At 60.1% G+C, this 25,761-nt stretch carries 22 protein-coding genes; 16 read left to right on the forward strand and 6 right to left on the reverse strand.

Annotated features, from left to right (window positions below):
• The first annotated feature begins 214 nt into the window (after nt 1-214).
• From glgX to KHO30_RS10875, 3 genes are all read left to right on the forward strand, one after another.
• Nucleotides 215-2,431, forward strand: coding sequence for a glycogen debranching protein GlgX (glgX, locus tag KHO30_RS10865; protein ID WP_211700896.1), 2,217 nt, complete (start codon nt 215-217; stop codon nt 2,429-2,431).
• Between the two features lie 172 nt (nt 2,432-2,603).
• Complete coding sequence (locus tag KHO30_RS10870) at nt 2,604-2,783, forward strand: DUF2934 domain-containing protein (protein ID WP_093644239.1); 180 nt, start codon at nt 2,604-2,606, stop codon at nt 2,781-2,783.
• A gap of 391 nt (nt 2,784-3,174) precedes the next feature.
• On the forward strand, nt 3,175-5,328 hold the full coding sequence (locus KHO30_RS10875; RefSeq protein ID WP_208620740.1) for a hybrid sensor histidine kinase/response regulator: 2,154 nt from the start codon (nt 3,175-3,177) through the stop codon (nt 5,326-5,328).
• A gap of 45 nt (nt 5,329-5,373) precedes the next feature.
• Here the strand turns inward: KHO30_RS10875 and KHO30_RS10880 are convergent, their stop codons facing one another.
• The 4 genes from KHO30_RS10880 to KHO30_RS10895 form a co-directional block, all read right to left on the reverse strand.
• A complete protein-coding gene (locus tag KHO30_RS10880) occupies nt 5,374-6,393 on the reverse strand; it encodes a class I fructose-bisphosphate aldolase (protein WP_211700898.1) in 1,020 nt (339 codons plus the stop codon).
• 41 nt (nt 6,394-6,434) lie between these two features.
• Nucleotides 6,435-6,755, reverse strand: coding sequence for a thioredoxin family protein (locus tag KHO30_RS10885; protein ID WP_093644233.1), 321 nt, complete (start codon nt 6,753-6,755; stop codon nt 6,435-6,437).
• 168 nt (nt 6,756-6,923) lie between these two features.
• Nucleotides 6,924-7,223, reverse strand: coding sequence for a hypothetical protein (locus tag KHO30_RS10890; protein ID WP_211700899.1), 300 nt, complete (start codon nt 7,221-7,223; stop codon nt 6,924-6,926).
• Nucleotides 7,224-7,281: 58 nt separating this feature from the next.
• Entirely contained in the window at nt 7,282-7,698 is a 417-nt protein-coding gene (locus KHO30_RS10895) for a MarR family winged helix-turn-helix transcriptional regulator (RefSeq protein WP_211700900.1), read from the reverse strand.
• A gap of 184 nt (nt 7,699-7,882) precedes the next feature.
• On the opposite strand from KHO30_RS10895, the gene KHO30_RS10900 reads away from it, so the two are divergent.
• From KHO30_RS10900 to KHO30_RS10920, 5 genes are all read left to right on the forward strand, one after another.
• A complete protein-coding gene (locus KHO30_RS10900) occupies nt 7,883-8,263 on the forward strand; it encodes a DUF2628 domain-containing protein (RefSeq protein ID WP_200621880.1) in 381 nt (126 codons plus the stop codon).
• A 42-nt stretch (nt 8,264-8,305) separates the two neighbouring features.
• Nucleotides 8,306-8,827: a hypothetical protein gene (locus KHO30_RS10905; protein ID WP_211700901.1), complete on the forward strand. Its 522-nt coding sequence runs from the start codon at nt 8,306-8,308 to the stop codon at nt 8,825-8,827.
• Between the two features lie 174 nt (nt 8,828-9,001).
• On the forward strand, nt 9,002-10,324 hold the full coding sequence (locus KHO30_RS10910) for a sugar efflux transporter (RefSeq protein WP_211700902.1): 1,323 nt from the start codon (nt 9,002-9,004) through the stop codon (nt 10,322-10,324).
• Nucleotides 10,325-10,728: 404 nt separating this feature from the next.
• On the forward strand, nt 10,729-11,766 hold the full coding sequence (gene gnd, locus KHO30_RS10915) for a phosphogluconate dehydrogenase (NAD(+)-dependent, decarboxylating) (RefSeq protein WP_244863982.1): 1,038 nt from the start codon (nt 10,729-10,731) through the stop codon (nt 11,764-11,766).
• A 15-nt stretch (nt 11,767-11,781) separates the two neighbouring features.
• Nucleotides 11,782-12,486: an HAD family hydrolase gene (locus KHO30_RS10920; RefSeq protein WP_211700904.1), complete on the forward strand. Its 705-nt coding sequence runs from the start codon at nt 11,782-11,784 to the stop codon at nt 12,484-12,486.
• Nucleotides 12,487-12,529: 43 nt separating this feature from the next.
• On the opposite strand, the gene KHO30_RS39525 is transcribed toward KHO30_RS10920, so the two are convergent.
• Nucleotides 12,530-12,655, reverse strand: coding sequence for a hypothetical protein (locus KHO30_RS39525; RefSeq protein ID WP_266210775.1), 126 nt, complete (start codon nt 12,653-12,655; stop codon nt 12,530-12,532).
• A gap of 324 nt (nt 12,656-12,979) precedes the next feature.
• Between KHO30_RS39525 and KHO30_RS39530 the strand changes: the two genes are divergently transcribed.
• From KHO30_RS39530 to KHO30_RS10935, 4 genes are all read left to right on the forward strand, one after another.
• Nucleotides 12,980-13,102 carry a hypothetical protein gene (locus KHO30_RS39530; protein WP_266226224.1) on the forward strand — a complete coding sequence of 41 codons (123 nt, stop codon included), beginning with the start codon at nt 12,980-12,982 and terminating at the stop codon, nt 13,100-13,102.
• 32 nt (nt 13,103-13,134) lie between these two features.
• Nucleotides 13,135-13,341: a hypothetical protein gene (locus KHO30_RS10925; RefSeq protein ID WP_093644221.1), complete on the forward strand. Its 207-nt coding sequence runs from the start codon at nt 13,135-13,137 to the stop codon at nt 13,339-13,341.
• 373 nt (nt 13,342-13,714) lie between these two features.
• Nucleotides 13,715-16,108, forward strand: a complete 2,394-nt coding sequence (locus tag KHO30_RS10930) for a phosphoketolase family protein (RefSeq protein WP_211700905.1) — start codon at nt 13,715-13,717, stop codon at nt 16,106-16,108.
• Between the two features lie 12 nt (nt 16,109-16,120).
• Nucleotides 16,121-17,293 (forward strand): acetate/propionate family kinase, encoded by a 1,173-nt coding sequence (locus KHO30_RS10935; protein WP_211700906.1) that lies wholly within the window; start codon nt 16,121-16,123, stop codon nt 17,291-17,293.
• Between the two features lie 2 nt (nt 17,294-17,295).
• Here KHO30_RS10935 and KHO30_RS10940 read toward each other — a convergent pair whose 3' ends face one another.
• Nucleotides 17,296-17,565 carry a BON domain-containing protein gene (locus KHO30_RS10940; protein WP_093644215.1) on the reverse strand — a complete coding sequence of 90 codons (270 nt, stop codon included), beginning with the start codon at nt 17,563-17,565 and terminating at the stop codon, nt 17,296-17,298.
• 318 nt (nt 17,566-17,883) lie between these two features.
• On the opposite strand from KHO30_RS10940, the gene KHO30_RS10945 reads away from it, so the two are divergent.
• The 4 genes from KHO30_RS10945 to KHO30_RS10960 are packed head-to-tail and all read left to right on the forward strand — an operon-like array spanning nt 17,884 to nt 25,759.
• On the forward strand, nt 17,884-20,016 hold the full coding sequence (locus KHO30_RS10945; RefSeq protein ID WP_211700907.1) for a type VI secretion system Vgr family protein: 2,133 nt from the start codon (nt 17,884-17,886) through the stop codon (nt 20,014-20,016).
• 41 nt (nt 20,017-20,057) lie between these two features.
• Nucleotides 20,058-20,480, forward strand: a complete 423-nt coding sequence (locus tag KHO30_RS10950; RefSeq protein WP_200652742.1) for a DUF1795 domain-containing protein — start codon at nt 20,058-20,060, stop codon at nt 20,478-20,480.
• Between the two features lie 13 nt (nt 20,481-20,493).
• Complete coding sequence (locus tag KHO30_RS10955; RefSeq protein ID WP_211700908.1) at nt 20,494-24,951, forward strand: DUF6531 domain-containing protein; 4,458 nt, start codon at nt 20,494-20,496, stop codon at nt 24,949-24,951.
• A complete protein-coding gene (locus tag KHO30_RS10960) occupies nt 24,929-25,759 on the forward strand; it encodes a hypothetical protein (RefSeq protein ID WP_143131814.1) in 831 nt (276 codons plus the stop codon). The genes KHO30_RS10955 and KHO30_RS10960 overlap by 23 nt, the downstream gene beginning before the upstream one ends.
• Nucleotides 25,760-25,761 lie beyond the last annotated feature (2 nt).

Below are 25,761 nucleotides of genomic sequence, written 5' to 3' on the forward strand. Positions count from 1 at the left end.
GTCCGCGTCATTCCTGTCTCCATTCATGCGCGGCGAACGCATCGTATGCAGTGCTTGCACTGCGACGTCCATGCGTTTTTCCGTAGTTGCCTGAAGGGCGCCATGTTCCGTTGCATTCCAGTTGCGCAACGCTCAGGCCCATAATTTGCTGACGCAGCAAGCTTGCACATTTAAAACACGTCTGCGAGCGCCCTCAGCTTTTACAGGAATCCCTATGTCATTCCAAGCCAGCTATTCGACGCGCATCGCGGAAGGCACGCCTTTCCCGCTTGGTGCGACGTGGAACGGAAGCGGCGTGAACTTCGCGCTGTTCTCAGCGCATGCAACCGGCGTCGAACTCTGTCTGTTCGACGAAACCGGCGAGACGGAAATCGAACGCATCGAACTTCCGGAGTACACCGACGAGGTCTGGCACGTGTTCGTGCCGAATCTGAAGCCAGGCGCGGTGTACGGCTATCGCGTCCATGGCCCCTATGAACCGGAAAACGGACATCGCTTCAATCCGAACAAACTCCTGCTCGACCCCTACGCCAAAGCGCATATCGGCGAGCTCAAATGGGCGCCGGAAATTTTCGGCTATACGCTCGATTCGGAAGAGGGCGATTTGTCATTCGACGAGCGCGACAGCGCGCCCTTTGTACCGAAGTGCAAGGTGGTCGACGCCAACTTTTCGTGGAGTCATCCGGAACGCAACGCGCTGCCCTGGGAGCGCGTGATTTTCTATGAAACTCACGTGCGCGGTTTTACCAAACGTCATCCCGAAGTCCCGGAGAATTTGCGCGGCACCTTCGCAGGGCTCGGCCAGCAGGTGGTGCTCGATTACATCAGGAGCCTCGGTGTCACGTCGGTCGAATTGATGCCGATCCAGACCTTCGTCAACGACAGCCATCTGCTCGATAAAGGCCTCACCAATTACTGGGGCTACAACACGATCGGCTTCTTCGCGGCCGACCCGCGCTTCTTCGCGTCGTCGATCGACTCGGTTGGAGAATTCAAAGAGATGGTGGATCGCTTTCACAACGCCAACCTCGAAGTCATTCTCGACGTGGTCTACAACCACACCGCGGAAGGCAACGAGCGCGGTCCGACGATCTCCTTCAAAGGTATCGACAACTCGTCTTACTATCGCCTGATGCCTGACAAGCCGCGCTATTACATCAACGATACCGGCACCGGCAACACGCTCAATCTGTCGCATCCGCGTGTGCTGCAGATGGTCACTGACAGCCTGCGCTACTGGGTGACGGAAATGAAGATCGATGGTTTCCGTTTCGACCTCGCCACGATTCTCGGCCGTGAAACGCATGGGTTCGACGAAGGCGGCGGCTTCCTCGACAGTTGCAGGCAGGACCCGGTGCTCTCCGCTGTGCGGTTGGTCGCCGAGCCGTGGGACTGCGGCCCCGGTGGCTATCAGGTGGGCGGCTTTCCGCCCGGCTGGGCCGAATGGAACGATCGCTTTCGCGATACGGTGCGCGGCTACTGGAAGGGCGACGAAGGCGAGGTCCCCGATCTCGCCAAACGCCTGACCGGTTCGGGCGACAAGTTCAACCATCGCGGGCGCCGACCGTGGGCCAGCGTAAACTTCGTCGCCGCGCACGACGGCTTCACGCTCAACGATATGGTCTCGTACAACGACAAGCACAACGAGGCCAACGGCGAAGACAACAAGGACGGCCACTCCGACAACAAGTCATGGAACATGGGCGTTGAAGGACCAACGGACGATCCGGAGATCCGGCAGCAACGTGAGCGCCAGAAACGCAATCTGCTGGCCACGCTGCTGCTCTCGCAAGGTACGCCGATGATCCTCGCGGGCGACGAATTCGGCCGCACGCAGAAGGGCAATAACAACGCGTATTGCCAGGACAATGAAATCAGCTGGGTCGATTGGGAAGGCGTCGACGACGACGGCCGTGCGCTAATCGAATTCGTCAAGAACCTGACCACCCTGCGTCATCGTCTGCCGGTACTGCGTCGTGGGCGTTTTCTCAGCGGCGAATATAACGAGGCGCTCGACGTGACCGACGCGCGTTGGCTTTCACCAGACGGCACTGATCTTTCGCAGGAACAATGGGACGATCCGTCGATGCGCTGCTTCGGCCTCGTGATCGACGGACGTGCTCAGGCGAGCGGCATTCGACGGCCCGCGTCGGATGCGACCTTGCTGCTGGTGCTGAACGCGCATCACGACGTGGTCAATTTCACGCTGCCCGATGTTCCCGAGGGCGATCAGTGGACCTGTCTGCTGGATACGAATATGCCGGTGCGCGCCGAGTTGCCGCAATTCAGCGCCGGCGACGCGTATCAGGTGACCGGCCGTTCATTGCTGCTGTTCGCACTCGAAGCGCCGAGCCGCGCAACCCAACGCGTGTTTGATCGCCTGGAAGAACAACTTACCACTGACGAAAACGAACCTCCGGCCGGAACGTGACGAGGCTGGAGCCTCGCGCGAGTGCTGGCAGCCAGGTATAGCGCTTGCTCGATTCCGGATAGCTGCGCGCCCGTCGTTTGCCTTGAGTTTTCATCGACAGACGCGCGGTACAGCCGATATCGGTCTTCGTCAGCTCCAACCGAGGGGTGATCAAATGGAACAGGAAACACAAATGGAACAGGAAGCAATGTCTAAGGAAGAGCAGATTCGCACACGCGCTTACTACCTTTGGCAACAGGCGAGCGATCCGAAGGGCACGCCTGACGAGTATTGGGAGCAGGCACGCGATGAGGTCGAGAAGGAAGCGCCGCCGACAGAGAGCGGCCCGGTGGCTGGGGCGCCGAAGAAGTGACAATGCGCCGGTCCACACGTCGACGCGCAGGCGCCATCGAAACACACAGATGAGGTGCAGAAGCGAGTTGCATCGTCGACGGCCAGCGGCCGTCGACGTGTGCCGCTCACTGACCCGTTACGCCCATTACGTCTGACTAAATAGGACCTACCCCATCTTCGCCGCGCTGCAACACGGTGAACGACCTATTAATGAACGCCCCGCGAGAGCAATGCGTGTGCCGACTCTCCGCAACCCTAAGTGCGTCACTTTCGGCACGAGCCACGCTATGGAGAACGGCGGAAGTGCGGTAAATTCCGGGGAGCGGAAATAGCGCACGAACAACGCGGGGCGCGTTGTCGTTGTGTATGACTACCCCGACCCGTACCCATCTTTCATGGAGATCGTGACCGTGCAACGTGCCGAACGTGTCGCAGTCGATTTCCCCATGCCGTCGCGTAATTTCGCGGCGACGCGGCGTGTGCTTCTGATCGTACTCGTGGTTTCGATTGTGTTTCCTTTGGCATGCCTCGCGGGTTATGGGTATTTCGATTACCAGCGCCGGATTGCCGATTCGAACGACATGATCGACCGGCTCGCGCGCGTCACCGAGGAACAGGCCGTCAAGGTGCTGGACCTCAACCAGCAGATGGCCTCGCGCATCGTCGATTTGCTCGGCAACGACAATGATGCGCAGATTCGCGCTCAGGAAGCCGGCTTGCACGACCGTCTGCGGCAAATCGGCGGTGACTTTCCGCAGGTCGGCTCGATTTACCTGCTCGGTGCGGATGGAAAGTTGCTGGTGTCGAGCCGCGCTTATCCGGCGCCGGTCATGTCGAATAGTCAACGTGAAGACTTTACTGCCGCCAAGGCGATGCGGCCGCAACCCTATTTCTCATTGCCCTTATTCGGGCCGCTGTCGCAAACCAATGTGTTCAACACCGCGACCGGCCGCTCGGGCGAGAATGGGCAATTCCTGGGCGTGGTGTCCGTAGCGTTGCGCACGGATTACTTTTCGCGCTTCTACCGTGAGCTGACGAATGGCGATACGTCGCTCTCGCTAGGTCTGTACCGCCAGGACGGCAGCTTGCTGGTGCGTTATCCGGCGTGGCCGAGCGGCGCCAAGCCTACCCAGCAGAGCGCGTTCACCGCGGCATTGCGCGACAAACAGCTATTCGGCCACATCCGTCTGACGTCCACGGTCGATGGCGTCGAACGGCTGCTGGCGTTTCGCCGCGTAGGCGACTATCCGCTCTATGTGATGAGCGCGTATGAAGCCGGCTCGATCGGCGCCGCGTGGCGCGAGCACTTCATGGCGATCGCGGCGATCACGGCTGTGCCTTGCGTCGCGATCTGGTTGCTGGTGTTTTTCTCATTGCGCCAACTTGCCGACGAGCGCCGCGCGTGGGAGCGCTGGCAAGGCGAAGTGGCGATGCGTCTTTCGGCCGAGGCTTCGAGCCGCCAATTGCAGCGCATGGGTGCGCTCGGCAATCTCGTCGCCAATGTCGCGCACGATTTCAACAATCTGCTGATGGTCGTATCGGCCAACACCGAACTCGCGCGTTTGAAGCGCTATAACAACCTGGAAAAAGAAGTGCAAGCTGTCGAGCGCGCCACCGCCACGGCGGAATCGTTGACGCGGCGGCTTTTGAGCGTGGCGAAAAAACAGCCGCTCAAGCAGGAACCGGTCAACCTCGCCACATGGTTGCCGAGCGCCGCGCCACTCATCGACGCCGCGCTCGGCGACAACATCGAAATGGCCTTGAACATGGTCGAAAACGTCTGGCAGGTGCTGGCCGACCCGACCGACCTCGAATTCGCGATCATGAATCTGGCGGTCAACGCACGCGATGCAATGCCGCGCGGTGGCCGTTTTGTGATCCGTTGCCAGAACAACCGTCTGGTGGGCAGCGACACCTTGCTGCCTGACGGCGAATACGTGCTGATTGCCTGTTCCGACGACGGCGAAGGCATGCCCGAAGCTGTCGCCCGTCGCGCGTTCGAGCCGCTGTTCACCACCAAGCTGCGCGGCTCGGGCTCCGGCCTCGGCCTCGCCCAGGTCCTCGCCATGTGCGAGCAAGCCGGCGGCACGGCCAAAATCGACAGCGTGCCGGGCAGTGGCACAACGGTCAGACTATATTTGCCGCGCTATCGCGAGCGGCAGAAGGCGACAGTGCCTGACGTAGAAACGGCGCAGCAGCCGGCACCGGAGCCAATGGGCGTCGTGTTGCTGGTGGAAGACAACGAGGATGTAGCGGCCGGCGTAGCCGCCGTGCTGGAAACCTTCGGCTGCGAGGTGCGGCACGAACCGACCGCCGACCAGGCGCTCGACGTGCTGAGCGGCGGTGCAAAGTTCGAACTCGTGCTGTCCGACATTCAGATGCCGGGCAAGCTCAACGGCATCGACCTCGCGGAGAAAGTACGCAGTGCGTGGCCGGCACAGAAGATCGCGCTGATGACCGGCTACGCCGACGAACTCGATCGGGCGCGCCGGCTCGGCATAGCGATACTCGCCAAACCCTTCAATATCGACGAGCTGCACGCACTGGTTGTTTGCGAACCGTAAGGCCGCCCTGGCAAGGGCGGCACGCACGAACCGCCCGTCGTGGGACTAACTCTTTTCCTGAGAAGCTTCGTACTTGCCAAGCGCCGCCGCGCTGTTCAAACGGGCGCGCTTGAGCAACGCCGCCTGGGCTTCCTTGACGTTACTCGCTTGCCCTTTCCATGCTTGCAGCGGCGGTTCCTGCAACGCGCGGCCATACGAGAAGCTCAGATTCCACGGCAGCGGCCCGAGGCGATTCATTGCATCGAGGTTGGCCGTTGCCTCTTCCGGGGATTGGCCGCCGGACAGGAATACGATTCCAGGCACCGCCGACGGCACCGTGCGCTTGAGTATCCGCACCGTGTGCGCCGCGATGTCCGCGGTCGATGATTGCTGCGCGTGTTCAGAGCCCGCCAGCACCATGCTCGGCTTCAGCAGAATGTGTTCGAGCACCACGCGATGCCGGTGCAAGGCGTTGAAGACTTCGTGCAACACGGCCTCGGTCACTTCCGCGCTGCGTCCGATGGTGTGATCGCCGTCCATCAATACCTCCGGTTCGACGATCGGCACGATGCCCGCTTCCTGCGAGATCGCCGCGTAACGCGCGAGGGAGTCGGCATTTGCTTCGATGGCGAGGCGGCTCGGCAAGCTCGCCGTGATGTTGTAGACCGCGCGCCATTTCGCAAAGCGTGCACCTTGCCGCTTGTAATCGACGAAACGTCTAGCGAGGCCGTCGAGGCCTTCGGTGATTTCGTCACCCGGGGCGAGCGCGAGCGGAATCTTGCCGAGGTCCACCTTGATGCCGGGCACGATGCCGTTCCTCGCGGAGAGTTGCGGAAAAGGCGTACCGTCGTCCGCTTTCTGCCCGAGTGTTTCTTCGTAAAGAATCACGCCGCTCACGAATTCGCCGAGGCCCGGCGTGGTCAGCAGCAGGTTGCGATAGGCGCGGCGGTTTTCCTCACTGGATTCGAGGCCGATCGTCTTGAAGCGTTTGGCGATGGTCGGGCCGCTTTCGTCGGCGGCGAGAAGACCTTTGCCGGGTTGGGCCATCGCATCGACGGTGGCTTGCAGCTCGCTACGGGTGTCCATGAAGTGTGCTCCCAGTAATCCGGTTAGCGGATGAAGTCTTGTCAGACCGACGCGAAAGCCTCTGCTATCTCGGTGGCGTTAGCCGGGCGCACAATGCGTGCGATTTCGGCGCCGTCGCGCATGAAGATCAGCGTGGGCCAGAGTTTCACCTTGAAGGACCGGCCCAGCGGGCGGCCGGGACCGTCCTCGATTTTCAGATGTCTGATGCCGGCATGCGGTTCGAAAGCTTTTGCAATCGATGCTTGTGCGCCCTGGCAGTAGCCGCACCAGTCGGTGCCGAATTCTATGACCGTGACGCCCGGGAAGGCGTCGATTTCGGCTCGTGCGGGTGCTTTGGGGGAATAGGCGGTTCGGGTTGCCATGAGTGCTCCGGTGCTTTTTTTACCTGTGCCGGCAGGGCTTTCCACTGTCGCGGAGTCTCGCTGCCCGTCGATTTTTGTAAGAGTAGCAGCTATGGTCAGGATCGTCAGTGCGGGTGGCTTTGTCTGTGCGCAGGCAAACCCACAACGCCGCCCGAGGCGCAAAACCTGCTACCTCGCGCATTGCGTCACCGCTTGAGCTAAAGCATCCTGACCTGCGGGGTTCTGGAAAAAGTCCTCGACGCTAACGTGCTGTTCCTCGGCCAGCGCCTGCAAACAACGCTCGTTGTTGCTGCGTACGGCAGCGGGCGCGCAGGCAATCGCGATGCCAAGCAGGACACAAAGCAGGACACAAAGCGCAATCCCGATCACGCCGCCAAAAATCCAGTTCGCCGACCACCGCACATGGCCGGCAGAAAGTCTTGCACCCTTGCGGATCGCTGTGCAGTGCTGACTCGCCAGATCATCCATTTACGCCTCTCGTTATAGTTAGCAAGACAACCATCTGGTTAAAAAAAAGCGCCTTCCCTTATCCAAGCGCTTTTCGCACGCCGTGCATGGCGGTAACGGCCGCTTCAAACAATTCGGGCCCAATCTTCGCTCGCAGATTTTTCGCTATCTGCGCGCTGGCCTCGTTGATCGGCCGGTCCAACGCCTTGCCGGCCCGCGTGGCATACACGCGCCATTCGCGGCCGTCAGTTTCGCCCTGACGACGCTCGATCAAGCCCTTGTCGCTCAGGTTATCGATCAGCCGCGTGGCAGTAGGGCGGGCGATGCCCAGCAGATCCGCCACCTGGCTGCTCAAGCAACCGGGCGTGGCCAGCACGACGCGCAGCACGAAACCCTGCGGCGGCGTCAGCCCGAATTCGGCGTACACGAGACCCCATTCGCGCTCGGCAAGCCGCGCCAATGCGGATGAATTGAAGTAAAGGCAATGATCGAACATGAGCGCTATTGAAACTCAATATGGTTAGCAAGGCAACTAAAATTTGCCGGGATGCATCTCACTGTTTGGGAGCCACCAGCGGGTGCATCGTCGCGCAAATTTCACACAAACGCATATTCTTGCAAGCGTGACATGTTAAACGTCATGATTCGCTCTCAAGGCACCATCGCGTTCAGGAAAGGACATGGCAGAAAAGATCTACCTTCGGCACCCCGGTAAGGATGAAACCGTCGCGGTCGCCACCGGTTTCAGTTGGGGCGCGTTGCTATTGGGCTTCGTCTGGGCCATGTCGAAGAGAATGTGGTTTGCCACTTTCATCATGCTGGCGGTCAACACGTTGCTATTTTTCTCGGGCTTGTGGGGCGAAACGATCGGCACGATCGGGCTGGTGCTGTCGGTGCTGTTCGGCGTTGCCTGTGGTGTTTATGGCAACCAGTGGCACCGTTGGACGCTCGAGCAGCGCGGATACGTTGTGGTGCGTCCGGCGGGCGAGGGCAGTTCGGTGGGAGCGGATAGCGCTCAAGCTCAAGCCGCTCATGCACGTCCCCCTGAGCAGATCCCCTGAAGCAGGCCGCCAGGTCTTCTCACGCCGTCATGGAGATATTCGATGCCGATTGGAATTGCCGTAAGGACCTCCGCCCCGTTTGTCCCGTCTGCCACGCCTCGCGCCGTGCTCCGCCGCGGACTGTTATGCGCGGCGCTTATCTCGTCGCTCAGTGCGGCGCCGCTTGCATACAGCGCTGGTCCGGCCGTTGCGCCAACGCCTGGCCCTGGCGCACCGGCCGCGCCAGGCGCGCAAGCCGCAGCGTCGGCTACGTCGCCCGACGACACCTTTCTGCTCACCATCTTCCTGCGTCACGACGAATCCAAACCGCTGCCGAAAATCAACGATCAGTTGCGCGCGCAAGGATTTTTCAAAACCTTTCCGCCGCCCGGCATCGAGGTCGTGTCGTGGTACGTGATGATGGGCATCGGCCAGGTCGTCACGCTGCGCGTGCCGGCGAGCCGTCTGCGTGAAGTCAACCGAGCCATCGAGACGACGGCGTGGGGCGGCTATCGCACCGAGTTTTATCCGACCTACGATTACAAGGCGCAAGCGCAGCAAATGCGTTCAACGGACGGCAAGTAGCGTCGTCCATGCCGTCAGCGTGTCCGCAACGGCGCGCAACATGGATTTGGGATGCAGGGGGCGCAGGTTTACGCGTCCACAAGCTAGGCTGATAATGCCCCGGTTGTTCCGGCCACGAAGTCTGCGCCGCGCATCGTGCGTCGCAGACTCGCTTTCCCTGACCCACCGCCACCCGTGTTGAAAACCTCCCGTTTTTTCGACCTGCTGCACATCCCTGGCTTCAAGCCGCTGGCCGCCGCCACGCTCATGCTCGGTGTGGCCATGTCCTTCACCGCTCCGTATCTGTCGCTGTTCGGCGTAGAGCGCGCCGGCATGACGCCGCTCAAGCTCGGCATCTTCATGACGCTGATCGCGGCGAGCGGGGTGCTCGCCAGCACCTTCGCCGGCCGCTGGAGCGACGCGAGCGGACGGCATCGGCCGTTGCTGCTGGCGGCGCTGGTGGCCGCCGCGCTCGGTTATCTCTGTCTATGCGTAGTGCGTGATTACCGGTTGCTACTGGTGGTCGGCATTGTCTTCATCGGTGCGGGCGGCTCGGCCATCTCGATGGTGTTCTCCTTCAGCCGCGCGGCGCTGCCGGTGCCGGACCCCGCGGAGCGCGCCTTTGCCAGCGCCACCTTGCGGACCATCCTCTCGGCGGCGTGGGTGTTCGGGCCGTCGGTGGGCGCGCTGGTGCTCGCCGGCGCCGGCTTCTATGGGCTCTTCCTGTTCGCGGCGGCAAGTTTTGCGGCCTGCGCGACCATCGTCTGGCGCATGCGGGAGCCGCAAGGCCATCTGGGCGATCACACGGTGGAAGACACGGCCTCGGAACCATCGGCCTCGATCACCGTGCCGCCGCTGACCGCACCCGGCGAAGAGGCGCATGAGGACTTGCCGGGCGTCGCCTCGCAGAACGATATCCGTCGTGCCGTCGCCGCGCTGACCTTGCTGGGTCTCGCCGCGAACGCCACCATGATCGTGCTGCCGCTCTATATCGTGCACGGCCTGAACGGCACGCATCTCGACGTGTCGGTGATGCTCGGCCTTGGCGCCTTGACGGAAATTCCGATGATGCTCGCGCTCGGCGCGAAGTCGTCGACGCTGCACAAGCCGAACTGGCTGGCGGCCTGCGCAGCGGTTCACGCGCTGTATTTCGTCGCGATGTCGATGGCAGGGAGCGTCCACGTGCTGATTCCGATGCAGATACTCAACGCGTTCGTCGTTGCGGTGACTTCGTGCCTCGGTATGGTCTACGTGCAGGATCTGATGCCCCACGCACCGGGCCGCGCGACGGCGTTGTTCTTCAACGCTGCGCGGGTCGGCTCGATTCTCTCAGGCGTGTTGTCGGGTTTGCTGGTCCAGGCATTCAGCTATCGTGGCACGTTCCTGTTCTGCGGATTGCTGGCGCTTTGCGCGCTGGTGCTGTTTGCGGTGCCGGGTTATCGTTATCCGATCATGTGGCGCGCGGTGCGACGTTTTGCACTCGCGCAATACGAGAAGGTCCAGGCGCGGCGGCGATAGGGCTTGCCGTTCGTACGTGCCACGCCCTTCGCGCGTTCAAACCGATCCGGTCCATGCCCACATGCGGCGGCGCCCGCGAAAGCGTCGCGCTTTATCCCGTGCCAGAAGTGTAAGAAGGCAGTTAGCTAAATCGAAGCCTTCGCGCTGACTACAGCGCGCACCGACGCACGTCCGGAACTTCCGGCTGCGCAAAACCTCTGCAAAGAAGCGTATCGTCGTTCGACGCAGGCGGGGATGCGCGATTCAATGCATGAACGGTGCGAGCCTGCTACCGTGTGTCCGTCGGACCACGCGAAACGCAACTACAGTTAGGAGAGCCACTTGCCGCATGCAAAGCGCACGGCATGGCCGCAGCACACCGAGCCAGACCGAGCAGCGCAACGAGACACTTTCCGGAGCGAGATATGCAGCTAGGCATGATTGGATTGGGACGCATGGGCGCCGACATGGTGCGGCGCCTGACGAAACGCGGTCAGCAATGCATCGCTTACGACGTGCAACCGGCAGCGGTGGAAAAACTGAAACAGGACGGCGTCGCGGGGGCCGCATCGCTGGAAGACCTGGTCGCGCAATTGCAAAAGCCGCGCGCGGTGTGGCTGATGGTGCCCGCTGCGGTGGTCGACAAAACGCTCGAGAACCTCGTGCCCTTGCTGGAGCCCGGCGACATCGTGATCGACGGCGGCAACTCCTATTACCACGACGACATACGCCGCAGCGCCGAGTTGGCGAAGCGCGGGCTTCACTATGTGGACGTCGGCACGAGCGGCGGCGTTGCGGGACGTGAGCGCGGCTACTGTCTGATGATCGGCGGCGAGCCTGAAGTGGTGAAGCGGCTCGAACCGATTTTCTCGACGCTTGCGCCAGGTGTGGGCGCAGCGCCTGCCACGCCGGGACGCGCAGCCGGCAGCAGCACGGCCGATCAGGGCTTCCTGCATTGCGGCCCGCAGGGCGCGGGGCACTTCGTGAAGATGGTCCACAACGGTATCGAATACGGCATGATGGCCGCGTATGCCGAAGGCCTGAACATTCTGCGTCACGCCGATGCCGGCAAACATGCGCGCGAAGCAGATGCCGAAACGTCGCCGCTGCGCCGTCCTGAGCTTTACCAATACGAACTGAATCTCGCCGAGGTCACCGAGGTATGGCGGCGCGGCAGCGTGATCGGCTCGTGGCTGCTCGACCTGATCGCAGGTTCGCTTGTCAGCGACGCCGATCTGCAAAGCTACGCCGGGCGGGTATCGGATTCCGGCGAAGGGCGCTGGACGGTGGCGGCAGCGATCGACGAAGGCGTGCCCACGCCGGTGCTGAGCGCGGCGCTATTCGCGCGTTTCAGTTCGCGGGGCGACGCGGATTTTGCGAACCGGGTGTTGTCGGCCATGCGGCACGACTTCGGCGGTCACGTCGAGAAAGCGGCCACGCCGGCCGATGGACACAAGAGCTAATTCAGGGAAGCCGCGATGCCAGCCTCCAATACCACCCCTCACGACGTCGTCTTTCTATTCGATTGCGATAACACGTTGCTGGACAACGATCATGTGCTGGCGGATTTACGCGCGCAGATGAAACGGGAATTCGGCGAGCAGAACTGCGCGCGGTACTGGGAAATTTTCGAGGAGCTGCGTGCAGAGCTTGGCTACGCCGATTACCTCGGTGCGTTGCAGCGGTATCGACTGGAGAACCCTCGGGACACGCGCCTGTTGTCGATGTCGGCGTTTCTGATCGATTATCCGTTTGCGAACCGGCTGTATCCGGGCGCATTGGATGCGATCAAACATGTGTCGCAATGGGGGCCTGCAGTGATTCTGTCCGACGGCGATGTAGTGTTCCAGCCGCGCAAGATCGCCCGCTCGGGCCTATGGGAAGAGGTCGGGGGACGGGTTCTGATTTACATCCACAAGGAGCTGATGCTCGATCAGGTGATGGAATGCTATCCGGCCCGGCACTATGTGATGGTGGACGACAAATTACGGATTTTGACCGCCATGAAGAAGGCTTGGGGAGAGACGCTGACTACGGTTTTTCCTCGCCAGGGGCACTACGCCTTCGATCCCAAGGAGATTTCCAGCAATCCGCCAGCGGATGTGACCATCGAGCGGATTGGGGAGCTGGCTGATATCGACGTCGACATGCTTCTGAGCGGTGGGACGGTAGGCGGCGCCTAGATTTTCTGCCTTTCGGCGCCCACCCGGTGGCTTCAGTGGCTTGCTAGCCAAGGCCCAGCAGTTTGACCAGCAAGCCGAATATGCCCACCAGCACGGCGACGCCGGCGCACAACAGCACGAGCGAGAGAAGGAGAATCAGGGGCCCTTTGAGGCGGCTGGGAGTCGACATGATGGCCGTTCAGATAGAGAGCGAGCAGCAGAGAGCGCGCCAGATGCGGCCCGCCGTCGCGCATTTAGCATGAAGAGCTTAATCGCATTCACTTAATGCTCACTTAAAGTCCGGCGCAAGACCGCCAGCCTCTGCCGCGCCAACGGCCCGCCAGCCGGACCGTCCAACACCGTACAGACACGGCGGCCAATTGAGCGCATGATCCTTGCTTGGCGCGCGTTGTAACCCCTGATTGACTCATAATCGGCCGCGCGCTCAATCGGATGCCCACTTTCACGTCGCAGGCGCTCAAACGCAGTGCGGCCGGCGGGCCAAGGAGAAATCATGACATCCGCAATCTGGGGCATCGTAGCAGGCATGGCGCTGATGGTCGGCGCTTCGATGTACCTGCGTCAGCTTCGTCTCCTGCACCGCCCGGACCCCCGTTGGACTGGCAAGAAACGTTGATTCGTCCCACATCCTCGAAAAAGGGAGGCACCATGTCACCAGTACCCGCTCCGCGACGTTCGCCGTCGCCGTTACGTCAGTCCGATTCGCCTGGCGCCGTGCGTGACCGGCGCGCTGAGTTGGGCCGCGCCGACGAAGCGCGTGCCGAGCAACGCGAACGCGACGACACGCGCAACGATCCCAATGCCAGCAAATGGCGCTACCAGCCACCACAGCGGAAAGAGAAAGAGCCGGTGTAAGGACTGCAACTGAACACCCGCGAAAGAACGAACACACAATCGAACGGGCGCTAGCCAACGTTCGGGTCGGCAATCGGATCGGCCATTTCCCTATCGGCGCTTCCCGCGCCTACACGAAAGCGACGCACACGTGTCGCAAGATCAAGCTTTGGACGATCGCGCCGAACCATGACGCGCGCTTCCTGTCACACCTCTGACGATCGCTGGCCCGCCCTCAAGAGCCTTGCACAACGTATCTTTTCCCTACGCTTGCGTTATGTCATGCGCATGACAAGGTGGCAGCCATTACCGGTTTTTCTTCACTGATTGCGTCGCGAACAATCGCTGCAGCACCCGCTAACCAGCCTGACAGTCCTTTTCAAGGAGTGGCGCCATGGCCGAAGCAACCTCCCGTCCGACCCCGCCGAAAACATTGGAGCCCGAAACGTTACGCAAGATGGATCGCTACTGGCGCGCCTGCAACTACCTCTCGGCCGGCATGATCTACCTGCGCGACAACCCGCTGTTGCGTGAACCGCTCAAACCAGAACACATCAAGAATCGTCTGCTGGGCCATTGGGGCTCGGACCCAGGGCAAAGCTTCCTGCTGGTGCATCTGAACCGGCTGATCAAAAAGCTCGATCTGAACGTGATCTATATCGCCGGCCCGGGCCACGGCGCGCCTGCCACGCTGGCCCATTGCTACCTCGAAGGCCATTACTCGGAAATCTATCCCGACCGCAGCGAAGACGAAGCCGGCATGCGGCGCTTCTTTCGCCAGTTTTCGTTTCCCGGCGGCATCGGCTCGCATTGCACGCCCGAAACGCCGGGTTCGATTCACGAAGGCGGTGAACTCGGCTATAGCCTGTCGCACGGCTACGGCGCTGCGTTCGATAACCCCGATCTGATTGTCACGGTGATGATCGGTGACGGCGAGGCGGAAACCGGTCCGCTTGCCACCTCATGGCACTCGAACAAATTCCTCAACCCGATTCGCGATGGCGCGGTGCTGCCGGTTCTGCATCTGAACGGCTACAAGATCGCCAATCCGACGATCCTCGCGCGCATTCCCCGCGAGGAACTCGAAGCCTTGCTGACCGGCTATGGCCACAAGCCGTATTTCGTCGAAGGCGACGATCCGGACACCATGCATCAACAGATGGCCGCAACGCTCGAACAATGCGTCGGCGAAATTCGCGCGATCCAGCAGCATGCACGCGAAGCGAATGATGCGACACGCCCGCGCTGGCCGATGATCGTGCTGCGTTCGCCGAAAGGCTGGACCGGGCCGAAGGAAGTCGACGGCCATCAGGTAGAAGGCTCGTGGCGCGCGCACCAGGTGCCGGTGCTCGATCCGGTCACGAATAGCAAGAGCCTGAAGCTCGTGGAGAGCTGGCTGCGCAGCTATGAACCGGAATCGTTATTCGACAAAACAGGACGTCTGGTCGAAGAGCTGCGCGAACTCGCGCCCGAAGGCACGCGCCGCATCAGCGCCAATCCGCATGCGAATGGCGGCATGCTGTGCAAAACGCTCGACCTGCCGGCGTTTTGCGACTACGCGGTAGCGGTGAAAAAGCCCGCAGGCTCGTACACGTCGCCGACTGAGGTGTTAGGCACGTTTCTGCGCGACGTGATGCGCAACAACATGACGAACTTCCGCGTGTTCGGCCCCGACGAAACCGCCAGCAACAAGCTGACGGCGATCTACGAGGCATCCGAGAAAACCTGGCTCGCCGAAACCATGGCAAGCGACGCTGACGGCGGTGAACTCTCGGTGGACGGCCGTGTGATGGAGATGCTGAGCGAGCATACGCTCGAAGGCTGGTTCGAAGGTTACGTGCTGACCGGACGCCATGGGCTGTTCGCCACCTATGAAGCGTTCGTCCACGTGATCGATTCGATGTTCAACCAGCACGCCAAGTGGCTGGAGAAAGCGAAGCGCGATCTCGGCTGGCGGCAACCGGTGCCGTCGATCAACCTGCTGATCACGTCGCTGGTATGGCGTCAGGATCACAATGGCTTCACGCACCAGGACCCGGGGTTTCTCGATGTCGTGACCAACAAGAGCCCGGACGTGGTGCGTATTTATCTGCCGCCGGACGCGAACTGTCTGCTGAGCGTCGCCGATCATTGTTTGCGTTCGCGTGACTACGTCAACGTGATCGTGGCCGACAAGCAGCCGCATCTGCAGTATCTCGACATGGATTCGGCCGTTACGCATTGCACCAAGGGCATCGGCATCTGGGATTGGGCGTCGACGGATCAGGGCGTCGAGCCGGACGTGGTGATGGCCTGCGCGGGCGACATCGCGACGATGGAAGCGCTTGCCGCCGTGCAGATTCTGAAGGAGCGCTTTCCCGAGTTGAAGATCCGCTTTGTCAACGTGGTCGATCTGTTCCGCCTGATGCCTGAACATGCGCATCCGCACGGTCTGTCTGATCGCGATTTCGATTCGTTGTTCACCACCAGCTCGCCGGTGATTTTTAACTTCCATTCGTATGCGTCGCTGGTGCATAAGCTCACGTACAACCGGACCAATCACGGCAATCTGCATGTGCACGGCTACCACGAGAAAGGCAACATCAATACGCCGCTCGAGCTGGCGATCATCAATCAGGTCGACCGTTTCTCGTTGGCTATCGACGTGATCGATCGTGTGCCGGCGCTGCGCGGCGTTGGCGACCACGCGAAAGAGTGGCTGCGTGGGCAGATCATCGAGCATCTTGCTTATGCGCATGCCGAGGGCATCGACAAGGAAGAGATTCGCAACTGGACGTGGAAGGGCTGAGCGGAGCGTGCCATGGCGACTCATGAGAAGACCGACGACCCGGCTCCGACGATTCTGGTGTTGAACAGCGGTTCGTCGTCGCTGAAATTCGGGCTGTTTACGCGCTCCGCGCACGCTGGCGGCGATGAAACATTGTTGCTGGAAGGGAGTGCTGAAGGTATTGGGCGCGGCGACGGAAGCTTGCGTATCAAGTCGCCTGACGGTCGCGTGCTGGTGCAGGAGAAGGATGTGCTGGAGTTGCAGACCGACGCGTTGCAGAAGCTCGCACGCGTGCTTGCGGAGCAGAAGCGCGGGCGTCCTGCTGCGGTGGGGCATCGCGTCGTGCATGGCGGCCCGCATCTGCGAACGCATCAACGCCTGACACCTGAAGTCCTGCAGCGCTTGAAGGACGCCGTGCACTTTGCGCCCTTGCATATTCCACCGGCGCTGGCATTGATCGACGAGGCAATGAAGATTTTCGGCGACGCCGAGCATTTCGCCTGCTTCGATACGGCGTTTCATTCAACACTGCCGGCGCGTGCGGCGCAGCTTGCGTTGCCGCGCCGTTATGCGGAGGCGGGCGTGATTCGCTACGGGTTTCACGGGCTGTCGTATGAATCGTTGGTGACTCGGCTCGGCGCTGATTTGCCGCCGCGAGCGGTGTTCGCCCATTTGGGCAATGGGTCGAGTTTATGTGCATTGCAGAACGGCAAATCCGTCGATACGTCGATGGGTCTCACGCCGACCGGTGGCGTGCCGATGGGCACGCGCAGTGGCGATCTCGATCCGGGTGTGCTGCTGTATCTGATGCGCGTAGAGAAGCTCGATGCCGATGCGCTGGAGACGCTGTTGAATCGTCAGAGCGGTCTCGCCGGTTACGCCGATGGCGAGAGCGATATGCAGGCGCTTGAAAAGCGCGCCGCGGCGGGCGAAGTGAATGCATTGCTGGCGCTGGATGCGTTTGCTACGGCCGTGCGCAAGACGGTTGGCGCCTATGCAGCTTTGTTAGGCGGGATCGATTTGCTGGTGTTCACGGGTGGAATCGGTGAGCACAGTGAGGAGATTCGTAAGCGGGTGTGCGCGGGGCTTGCGTTTTTGGGGCTATCCGAAGGGGATTCAGCGGGGAGGGTGAGGGCCATTCATACCGAGGAGGAGAAGCAGATTGCGAGGCATTGCCGGAGGCTGTTGCAGGCCGGTTCCGGCTGAGGTTATTCGTTTTTGATCGTGGTGCGGTCCGAGACGCCGGTTACACCGAACAGACGGGTGACATCTTCGAGTGCGGCGGTTCTTTGCTGCTCACGGTGAAGTTCGCCCTGCAGCGTGATGCGGCCGTGGGAGACCTTTACTTTTATCGCGTCTTTAGGCACCGCGGCGTCCCACGCTAGCCGCGTTCTGGCTTCAGCCGCAACCTGTCCATCACTCAGGCGCGAGCTGCCGATAATGCCTGCGCTGTGCGCAGCCTGGCGGGATTTACGCATACGAACTCCATCGAGGTGCCAAGTCACCGAACACTAACAGATGCAGACGATTCTGCCTTTGGCCGCAGCTATGGAAACCGCCTTCTGATACCGCCCTTAAAATCCCCACAAGTATTCAGGCAATAGCACAATCAATAGTGACTCCAATGTGAATTGATTATGAAATTGTTAAAAATTGCGACATTACGTTCGTTAATTCACAAGGCCTTGATATAGTGACCGCCGTCATGCGGTGTCAGATTAACTCCTGAAAAAGAAACCTCCTGTGTATCGCTTTTATTGGCGATAAGGCTCCCCAATAACCTGGCGGGGTAAATCATGAGTTTTGCATCAATTGGAAGTGGTAACGGCGCCGGTGGCAGTCCCATCGGATCGCTTGCGGCGGGCGGTGTGCTGGGTGATGTCGGCTCGATCGCCGGCCTTGCCGGTCAGGCGGGTTCGCTCGCCGGCGTGCCCGGCGCGGGCTTGATGGGCGGGGCAGCGCGCGCTGTGCAGCTTGCCCAGACGGGCATGTCATTGCTCGGGCGAACGCCGGCCTCGATTGCCGATTCGATCAACGGTGCGTCCGGTTTAAAGCCCCAGCTGACGCAGGAAAACCGCTTTATCAAAATCGAGTCGCCGCTTGGCGGCAACGTGTTGCTGGTCAGTGCGCTGGTTGCCGATGAATTCGTCAGCCAGCTTCCGGAAATTCATCTCGATCTGCTATCCCACCAGAATAATATCGAGGTTGAAAAAATCGTCGGCCAGCGCGTGAAGATTACGCTGGATCCGCAGAGCGCCAATACGAATATTCTGACAACGACCGTTGCGTCTCCCGACAGCAGTCGCCGGTATTTTCATGGATATGCGGCATCGTTCAGCCGTGTTGGCAATTCCGGCACGGTCACCCGTTACGAAATGACGGTAGTGCCGTGGTTCTGGTTTCTCACCCGTTCGTCGGACTGTAGGATTTTCCAGAACGAGACCGCGCAGGACATTCTGACGTCGATCTTCAAGGAGCTGGGATTTTCGGATTTCGAGTTCCATATCCAGAGCGAGCGCCCGCAACTCGAGTATGTGGTGATGTACCAGGAGTCGTACTACAACTTCTGCGCACGTCTGATGGAGCAGGAGGGCTTGTTCTGGACCTTCCGCTATGAAAAAGACAAGCACGTGCTCGTGATCGGCGACTCGAATTCGACGTTTGCGCCGATCGAAAATCTGAAGACGATTCCCTATTACGCGGATAGCTCGGCCAGCGAGTTGAACGGTATCGACCGCTGGGACGAAGCATTCAGTTTCCGCGTGGGGAAAGTCACGTTCCGGGACTTCAACTACAACGCGCCGTCGTCGCCGTTGATGCACGTCGAAGTGCCAACCGCCACGTTGAAGAATCCGAATATCGGCAGCACGGAGCGGTATGAGTATCACTCGCTCTATGACCATGGCAACGACGGCGAGCGCTACGCCCGCTACGCGATGGAGGCCGAAGAGGCGCAGGCCCGCCAGTTCACTGGCAGTGGCTACGCCTCTCGCATGACCACGGTTGGCCGCTTTACGTTGGTGAACCACCCGGTATCCACCTACAACAAGGATTTCGTGATCCTGCACGTCCGGCACCAAGCGGTGAACGACTATTCGCGGCATGACGCCGAGATGCCCTACCGCAACACCTTTACGTGTCTGCCGCTTGATGTTCCGTTCCGCCCCGAGCGACGCACGCCTAAGCCCTACATGCACGGCACTCAGGCGGCGATCGTGGTCGGCCCGAAGGGCGAGGAAATCTACACGGACGGCAGCCGCGTGAAGCTTCACTTCATGTGGGACCGGCGTGGCAAACAGGACGGTTCCGATTCGATGTGGGTCCGCGTGTCGCAGCCGTGGGCCGGGAAAGGTTGGGGCGGCTCGGCGATTCCCCGCATCGGCCAGGAAGTGATCGTGGCGTTCAACGAGGGCGATCCGGATAACCCCGTCATCGTTGGGCGTGTGTTCAATGGCGAGTCAGGCAATCCATACCACGGCAGCAGCGGTCAGACGATGGGCCTTAAAAGCCAGACGCACAAAGGGGACGGCTCGAACGAACTGCGTTTCTCGGACGTGAACGGTGCGCAGGAGTTCTTCATGCACGCGCAGAAGGACATGAATACCGTGGTGGAAAACGCCCAGAGTACTCAGGTGCTGAAGGGCGATAGGTCGATTGCCGTGGCTAAGGGCGACCACCTTACGACTGTGTCGGTCGGCGATCTGCAGGACGCTGTTACGAAGGGGAATACGACGCAGCAGACACCTGCAGGGGTGCACACGATCGAGGCGAAGGAGTTGTGGATCAAGGTGGGTGGGGAGGGGGGGACGAAGATTCACATGACAGCTGATGCGATTGAAATCTACAAGGGTTCGTCGGTCATCCATATCGACGACGGGCAGATCAAGGTTCAGGCCGGTAACACACACATCAATCCCGATAACGGCTGATTCCCGACTCATATCAACCTCCGTGTCACTGGAAGAACAACATGTATCAGATACAGGAAGGCTCACTGTCGTTGCCGGCCGACTGGCATGACAAGACGATGAACGTGTTTGTGTCGGCGGCCACGGGAACGGAAGGTGTGAGCTTTGTCGTGACCCGGGAGAGCTTGCCATGGGGGATGAAGTTTCATGAGTACACAGCCAACGAAATTCAGAAACTCTCGAAACAGGTCGCGGGTTACGAGCTAGTTGCCGGTGCGGAGTCCGAGGTGTCAGGCCGCGCTGCGTACACGCACGAATTCAGATGGCTCAATAACGGCAAGCCGATCCAACAGCTGCTTACGATGGTCGAGTATGGCAAGCGGGTCCTCATGCTGACGTTTACTGCTCCGGGCACGATAAGCGAAACGCAGAAAACTCAGGTACACGCGATGATCCAGAGCTTCTCGCTTAACGAGCCTAACTGAACACCGCAAGACCATGGCTGACCAGGACAACGACATTCCCGTTAGCACCGGCGAACCAACTGGTACCGCTAGCGAACGGCTGGCTCATCTGCAGACACTGGAAGATGGCGAGGCCGTCAAGCAACGGCAGATGGAATGGGTCGACGGCGCGAACTATGGGATGCTCGGCGCCGACGTTGGTTACGGCGCATACGCTGCAGGTTCTGCAGTCATTGGGGCCGGCGCGACCGGGGCTGCGGCGGCGGGCGCCGCAGCGCTTGCTGCGGTACCCGCGGTCGTTGCTCTCGCAGGGTCATGGGCGCTCGGTAAGTTGGGCGTCACTGGAGCGATCGCCGAGGGTGTGACGAAAGTTGGCGATGCACTCGGCCTGACCATCGGCCGGGGTGATCCCCACCCGGCGTGCGTTGGCGACGATATTGCACACTCGTCCGGCTTCCTCGGAATGATGGCTGGACTTGCGGTGGGTATCGCCATTGGAGCAATGGTCGCCGCGACGGTGGTGACCGGGGGACTTGCAGGGGCACTTATCGTTGGCGTCTGCATGGCCGGTGGGCTGAGCCTGGGCAGCGCACTTGCCTCGGCGAGTCAGAGTATGGGTAGCAATTGCGGGAAGATCTCGAGCGGATCGGGAAACGTCACATTTGAGGGAAAAGCCGCCGCTCGCGTCACCGATGTTGCGTCATGCTCCAAACATTCGAGCTCCCCGGAGCCACTGGTCGAAGGCAGCAAGACCATCACGATCAATAGCCTGCCTCTGGTGCGCATCGGCCATTCGACTCATTGCAGTGCTAAGGTCAATTCGGGTCGTAAAAGCGTTTGGGTTGACCGAACGACTGGGCAGTACGGACCGAAGAATCCCGAGCTTACCGCCGGTGAAGAGTTCTTCGCGGGTTTGCTTGGCGGCCTGCTTGGCGCGAAACTAGGTGGCATGCTCGGAGATGCGCTTCCGAAACGGGAGCCGACCCAATCTGCTGAGGTGTCGGGAAAGAAGGACGAAGTCTCCACGTGCAAGGAGGACCCGGTCGATGTAGCGACTGGCGAGGTGGTCGACGTCCGCACTGACATTTCAATTCCAGGTGTGTTGCCCTTGCAGTTCACGCGGCGTTACCGCACGCGTTCGGAAGACACAGGCCTTCTCGGGCCGAAGTGGTCGAACAACTGGTCGCAGTGTCTGTCGTTCGATGATGGTCACCTCGTGCGATTCCATAGTGCGAGCGGACAGACGATCACCTTTATAGCGCCGGAAGTCGGTCTCGACGGCATCAACCTGCGCGAGCCTCGTTATCGCCTGATCGGCACGCGGGACGAACCGCGGATTTTCGATCACGAGACACGACAGGTATTGGTATTTGCACCGCTTGCCGAAGCTCATACTTCGAGGCTCGAGCGGATCGAGGATCTGAGCGGCAATGCTTGCACATTTACGTACGATGCGGATGGCCGTCTCGACGGGCTTGTGCATACGGACGGCTACAGGCTTGATATTCTGTATCGTGGTACGAAGCGCGAGGTCGACCAGATTGTCCTTTACGATGTATCGGGCAAGCCGCACACACTCGTCGAATACGGATATGACGGGGCGATGCTGGCGCGCGTCGCGAGCTTCCAGCACGGTCATTTCAATTACACGTACGATCACAATGGATGGATGACGGCCTGGCGAGACACCGATCAGACCGATGTCCACTACCTGTACGACGAGGTTGGCCGTGTGGTCGAAACGGGTACGCGGCAGGGGTATCACACCGGGCAATTCGTCTACGAGGACGGTCGCACGCGCGTCATCGACGGCGACGGCGAATGGGTCTACGACTACAACGCCGACGGCCTGGTCACTGTTGAGAGCAATCCGCTCGGCCACACCACCGTACGGGAGTGGAGACTCGGACGGCTGTTGACTCAGGTGGATGCGCTCGGCCGACGCACCCAATTTCTCTACGACGATACGGGCAATCTCGTGTCTGCCGAGGAACCAACTGGCCGCACGACACGGTTTGAATATGACGACACTCGGCTGATGACCGCGGTCGTGCTGCCCGCTGGAGTACGCATCAAGTTTGAATACGACCATCTGCAGCGCCTGATAGCTCGCACGGAGCCCGACGGGACGATTAAGCGTTACCGATATGGAGAGCGCGGCGAACTCTTGCGTGCCATCGATGGCGTTGGCGAAGTGCGGCTCGACTACGACGCGCGGCTGCGGCTGATCACGACTCGACTTCCGACCGGCGCGGAATTCCGTACGGTATTTGATGTCCTTGGGCGTCTCGTCGAAGAAGTTGATCCTGACGGTAACGTCACCCGGTATGACCATTCGGCGGGCGCTGAGAATCCCCGTGGCGCGGTCGCAAAGCTTATCCAGCCGGACGGCGCCGTTGTCTGTGCGCGGTACAACACCGAAGGTCTGCTCGTAGAGCAGAGCGATCAACTCGGCCGCGTTACCCGACACGAGTACGGGCCGTTTGACCTTGTTACGGCGTCGATTGACCCTGCCGGCCACATTACCCGATTTGAGTACGACCATGCTACGAGGCTGACGAAGGTCGTTAATGCACTGCGCGAGACGTGGGAATATCGTTACGATGGCGCAGGTCGCCTCATCACTGAGATCGACTGGGGTGGCCGCACGACGCACTACGAACGGGACGCGATTGGCCGTCTACTTGTAAAGACGCTGCCGGACGGGGGTAAATGGCGTTATGGGTACGATCCGTCTGGCCGCCTGGCCACGGTCGATGCCGGCGACGTAGGGTTGGCCTACACCTATGACGATGCGGGTCGGCTCGCTACGGCCGAAGTGCGAGGCGGGTCCGCCCACGTAACGCGCTTCAGCTATGACGAAAAGGGGCGTCTGATTGGAGAGGACCAGCACGGTGATCTCCTGAAACACATGTACGACGCCGAAGGTCGACGCAGTGCGCGAATAACGCCACATCGGCAAACGCTGTATGAATACGACAAGCTCGGCGCACTGACCAAGGTCGGCCCGATGTCGATCCTGCGCGATAGTCAGGGGCGGGAAACAGGCCGGCAGGCTGGCGAGTTCGTCATGCAGCGGCAATACGATGCGTTGGGCCGTGTGCGCCGGCAGGTCGCGGGGCCGCGATCGGCGTTCGACGAGATACAGTCGAACCCGGTTCACGCGTTGGAAAACCTCACGCGTCAACTGTATTCGTACGATGCGGCCGGGCAGTTGGAGCGTGTAGACACTGATTCCGACAGCGTGACGTATCAACGCAACTTACGTGGACAGATAGCGTCCGTGCATAGCCTCCGTCAGCCACCGGAGCACTACCGCTATGACGCGAACCTCAACATTGCAGCGCACGGCCAGCAGGGGCCCACTGACGCTCACTGTTACCTTCCAGGAGGGCTTCCGGAACGCGTCGGCTACGCGCGCTATCGTTACGATGCGCGCGGGCGGACGATCGAAAAGACGGTGGAGCAACCGGGGTTCAGGCCGAAGAGTTGGCAATACGCGTGGGACGGGTTGGACCGATTGGTGAAGGTGTGTACACCGGAGAAAGGGGTTTGGATCTATCGGTACGATGCGTTCGGCAGGCGCGTAGAAAAGAGGCTGGTTGGTGCGCGAACAGCGATTCGCTTTCTTTGGGACTGTGGACAGATCGCGGAGCAGTGGCAAGACAAGGACGGAACGTGTGCGTTTGTTAGGGGCTGGCACTTTTCTGAGAACGTCAACCCGCTAGCTCATGAAACAGACAGTGGTGTCTTTCCAATTCTGTCGGATCAGTCCGGCTTACCCAAGGCCATGTTCGACGAACGTGGCGCGAAAATCTGGGACGCTTCCTACACGATATGGGGGCGGCATCTCAAGTTAGATCGAGTCAACAATCACGTTGGGACCGACGAGCCGTCAGAAGTAAACCTCCGATTTCCCGGACAATGGGACGATGAGGAAAGCGATCTGTTCTACAACCTGCACCGATTCTACGATCCTCAAACAGGGCAGTACCTGACAGTTGACCCGCTTGGACTCGCTGGTGGCCTGCGTACCCATGCTTATGTGACGGTCCCGGACATGTTGATTGATCCGTTCGGGTTAGCAAGCTGTCCGGTTCGAGAAGTCAACGGAGCGAAAATACACGGCACCGGACAGAAAGACGGAACGCCAGGTCACGATCAATTTTCCGAGGTCATAGCAAACAAACTTGCAATGAGCGGAAAATTCACTGATATCTATTTGAATCGCTCGTACAATTACGCGAACAGTGGGGATGTGTCGCTCAGACGCCCCGATATCATGGCGGTCGATGTCAACGGCCAGACGCATGCAATAGAGCTCGCGTCGAGGACTGATATGGGGGCCAAGCTTCCAACGTTGACTGCTCGAAATAGGGCCGCCATGGGCAATCTGCCGGCATCAAATCGCGGCGAAATTATCGTTCTCGATCATCCGTACAACGCGTCCGACATCAAGAGCGTTTTGGATGACCTTATTTCCGGAATTTAGTGGGCGGATCATGTGCACAGGAATGGCGCTATATGGGACAGATCGAATAAGTCCGCTTGAAGCATACAAGGCCGGCCATGAGTTCTTTTCAGCAATGTCGGTCGACATAACGACTGCGGGATATACACGTTACATTGAAGTCGCTGGCGAGAGGGACGTCGAACTTGTTGAGGTTCCTTTCGACGAGCTCAAGAGCCTGATTGAATCTGGAGTCGCAACCGATTTCCGGATATACAACAACGCAGGTGGCCAGATACCTTGGCGCGCTTCGTTCGGCTACAACACGCCTTCCTTTGGCGGTTTTTTTGGTATTGATGCACAGCTCGATGTTCAACTTGCGGATAGTGCCGACAAGTTTATCGACTACATCAAGCGAATAGCCACGAGTCTGAATGTCTCTTATGGAATAGCATATGAAGCGCCGAAGATGACCTCCGCGTTTTACTATGCAGCCGGGAGCAATCTCGCGAAACTGAAGCCATTTGAGAATCCGTCGGCCTTCGGCAAGGAAGTGCCAGGCGGATCTTATGGAGCGGCTCGCTATCAAGAAAGCATGCTAAGGATGGTGTATCCGATCAATGTTATAAGTGATCGTCACCTTAACATCGTGGTTGGTGGCATTCAGCTTAAAGAATGGATTGTCGCGGAAGACAATCGTGGATCCCTGCAGCCCATAGGGAATGACCTTTGGCTCTGGTTGGTGCCAGAAGCCGCCCTGGATTCAATCAATCAGCTATGCGGGGAAGCGGGAATCCTGATTTCATGGAAGCCGCAAGCAGTCCCGCGCCCAGGTCGAAAACTGCCTTGAAG

This window comes from Paraburkholderia aspalathi (assembly GCF_905220735.1).
Classification (GTDB): Bacteria; Pseudomonadota; Gammaproteobacteria; order Burkholderiales; family Burkholderiaceae; genus Paraburkholderia; species Paraburkholderia aspalathi.

Excerpts from the sequence above, each read along its gene's own strand:
- glgX (WP_211700896.1), top strand. The coding sequence starts at position 215 with ATGTCATTCCAAGCCAGCTATTCGACGCGCATCGCGGAAGGCACGCCT.
- KHO30_RS10870 (WP_093644239.1), top strand. The coding sequence starts at position 2,604 with ATGGAACAGGAAGCAATGTCTAAGGAAGAGCAGATTCGCACACGCGCT.
- KHO30_RS10880 (WP_211700898.1), bottom strand. The coding sequence starts at position 6,393 with ATGGACACCCGTAGCGAGCTGCAAGCCACCGTCGATGCGATGGCCCAA.
- KHO30_RS10885 (WP_093644233.1), bottom strand. The coding sequence starts at position 6,755 with ATGGCAACCCGAACCGCCTATTCCCCCAAAGCACCCGCACGAGCCGAA.
- KHO30_RS10890 (WP_211700899.1), bottom strand. The coding sequence starts at position 7,223 with ATGGATGATCTGGCGAGTCAGCACTGCACAGCGATCCGCAAGGGTGCA.
- KHO30_RS10895 (WP_211700900.1), bottom strand. The coding sequence starts at position 7,698 with ATGTTCGATCATTGCCTTTACTTCAATTCATCCGCATTGGCGCGGCTT.
- KHO30_RS10900 (WP_200621880.1), top strand. The coding sequence starts at position 7,883 with ATGGCAGAAAAGATCTACCTTCGGCACCCCGGTAAGGATGAAACCGTC.
- KHO30_RS10905 (WP_211700901.1), top strand. The coding sequence starts at position 8,306 with ATGCCGATTGGAATTGCCGTAAGGACCTCCGCCCCGTTTGTCCCGTCT.
- gnd (WP_244863982.1), top strand. The coding sequence starts at position 10,729 with ATGCAGCTAGGCATGATTGGATTGGGACGCATGGGCGCCGACATGGTG.
- KHO30_RS10920 (WP_211700904.1), top strand. The coding sequence starts at position 11,782 with ATGCCAGCCTCCAATACCACCCCTCACGACGTCGTCTTTCTATTCGAT.
- KHO30_RS39525 (WP_266210775.1), bottom strand. The coding sequence starts at position 12,655 with ATGTCGACTCCCAGCCGCCTCAAAGGGCCCCTGATTCTCCTTCTCTCG.
- KHO30_RS39530 (WP_266226224.1), top strand. The coding sequence starts at position 12,980 with ATGACATCCGCAATCTGGGGCATCGTAGCAGGCATGGCGCTGATGGTC.
- KHO30_RS10925 (WP_093644221.1), top strand. The coding sequence starts at position 13,135 with ATGTCACCAGTACCCGCTCCGCGACGTTCGCCGTCGCCGTTACGTCAG.
- KHO30_RS10930 (WP_211700905.1), top strand. The coding sequence starts at position 13,715 with ATGGCCGAAGCAACCTCCCGTCCGACCCCGCCGAAAACATTGGAGCCC.
- KHO30_RS10935 (WP_211700906.1), top strand. The coding sequence starts at position 16,121 with ATGGCGACTCATGAGAAGACCGACGACCCGGCTCCGACGATTCTGGTG.
- KHO30_RS10940 (WP_093644215.1), bottom strand. The coding sequence starts at position 17,565 with ATGCGTAAATCCCGCCAGGCTGCGCACAGCGCAGGCATTATCGGCAGC.
- KHO30_RS10945 (WP_211700907.1), top strand. The coding sequence starts at position 17,884 with ATGAGTTTTGCATCAATTGGAAGTGGTAACGGCGCCGGTGGCAGTCCC.
- KHO30_RS10950 (WP_200652742.1), top strand. The coding sequence starts at position 20,058 with ATGTATCAGATACAGGAAGGCTCACTGTCGTTGCCGGCCGACTGGCAT.
- KHO30_RS10955 (WP_211700908.1), top strand. The coding sequence starts at position 20,494 with ATGGCTGACCAGGACAACGACATTCCCGTTAGCACCGGCGAACCAACT.
- KHO30_RS10960 (WP_143131814.1), top strand. The coding sequence starts at position 24,929 with ATGACCTTATTTCCGGAATTTAGTGGGCGGATCATGTGCACAGGAATG.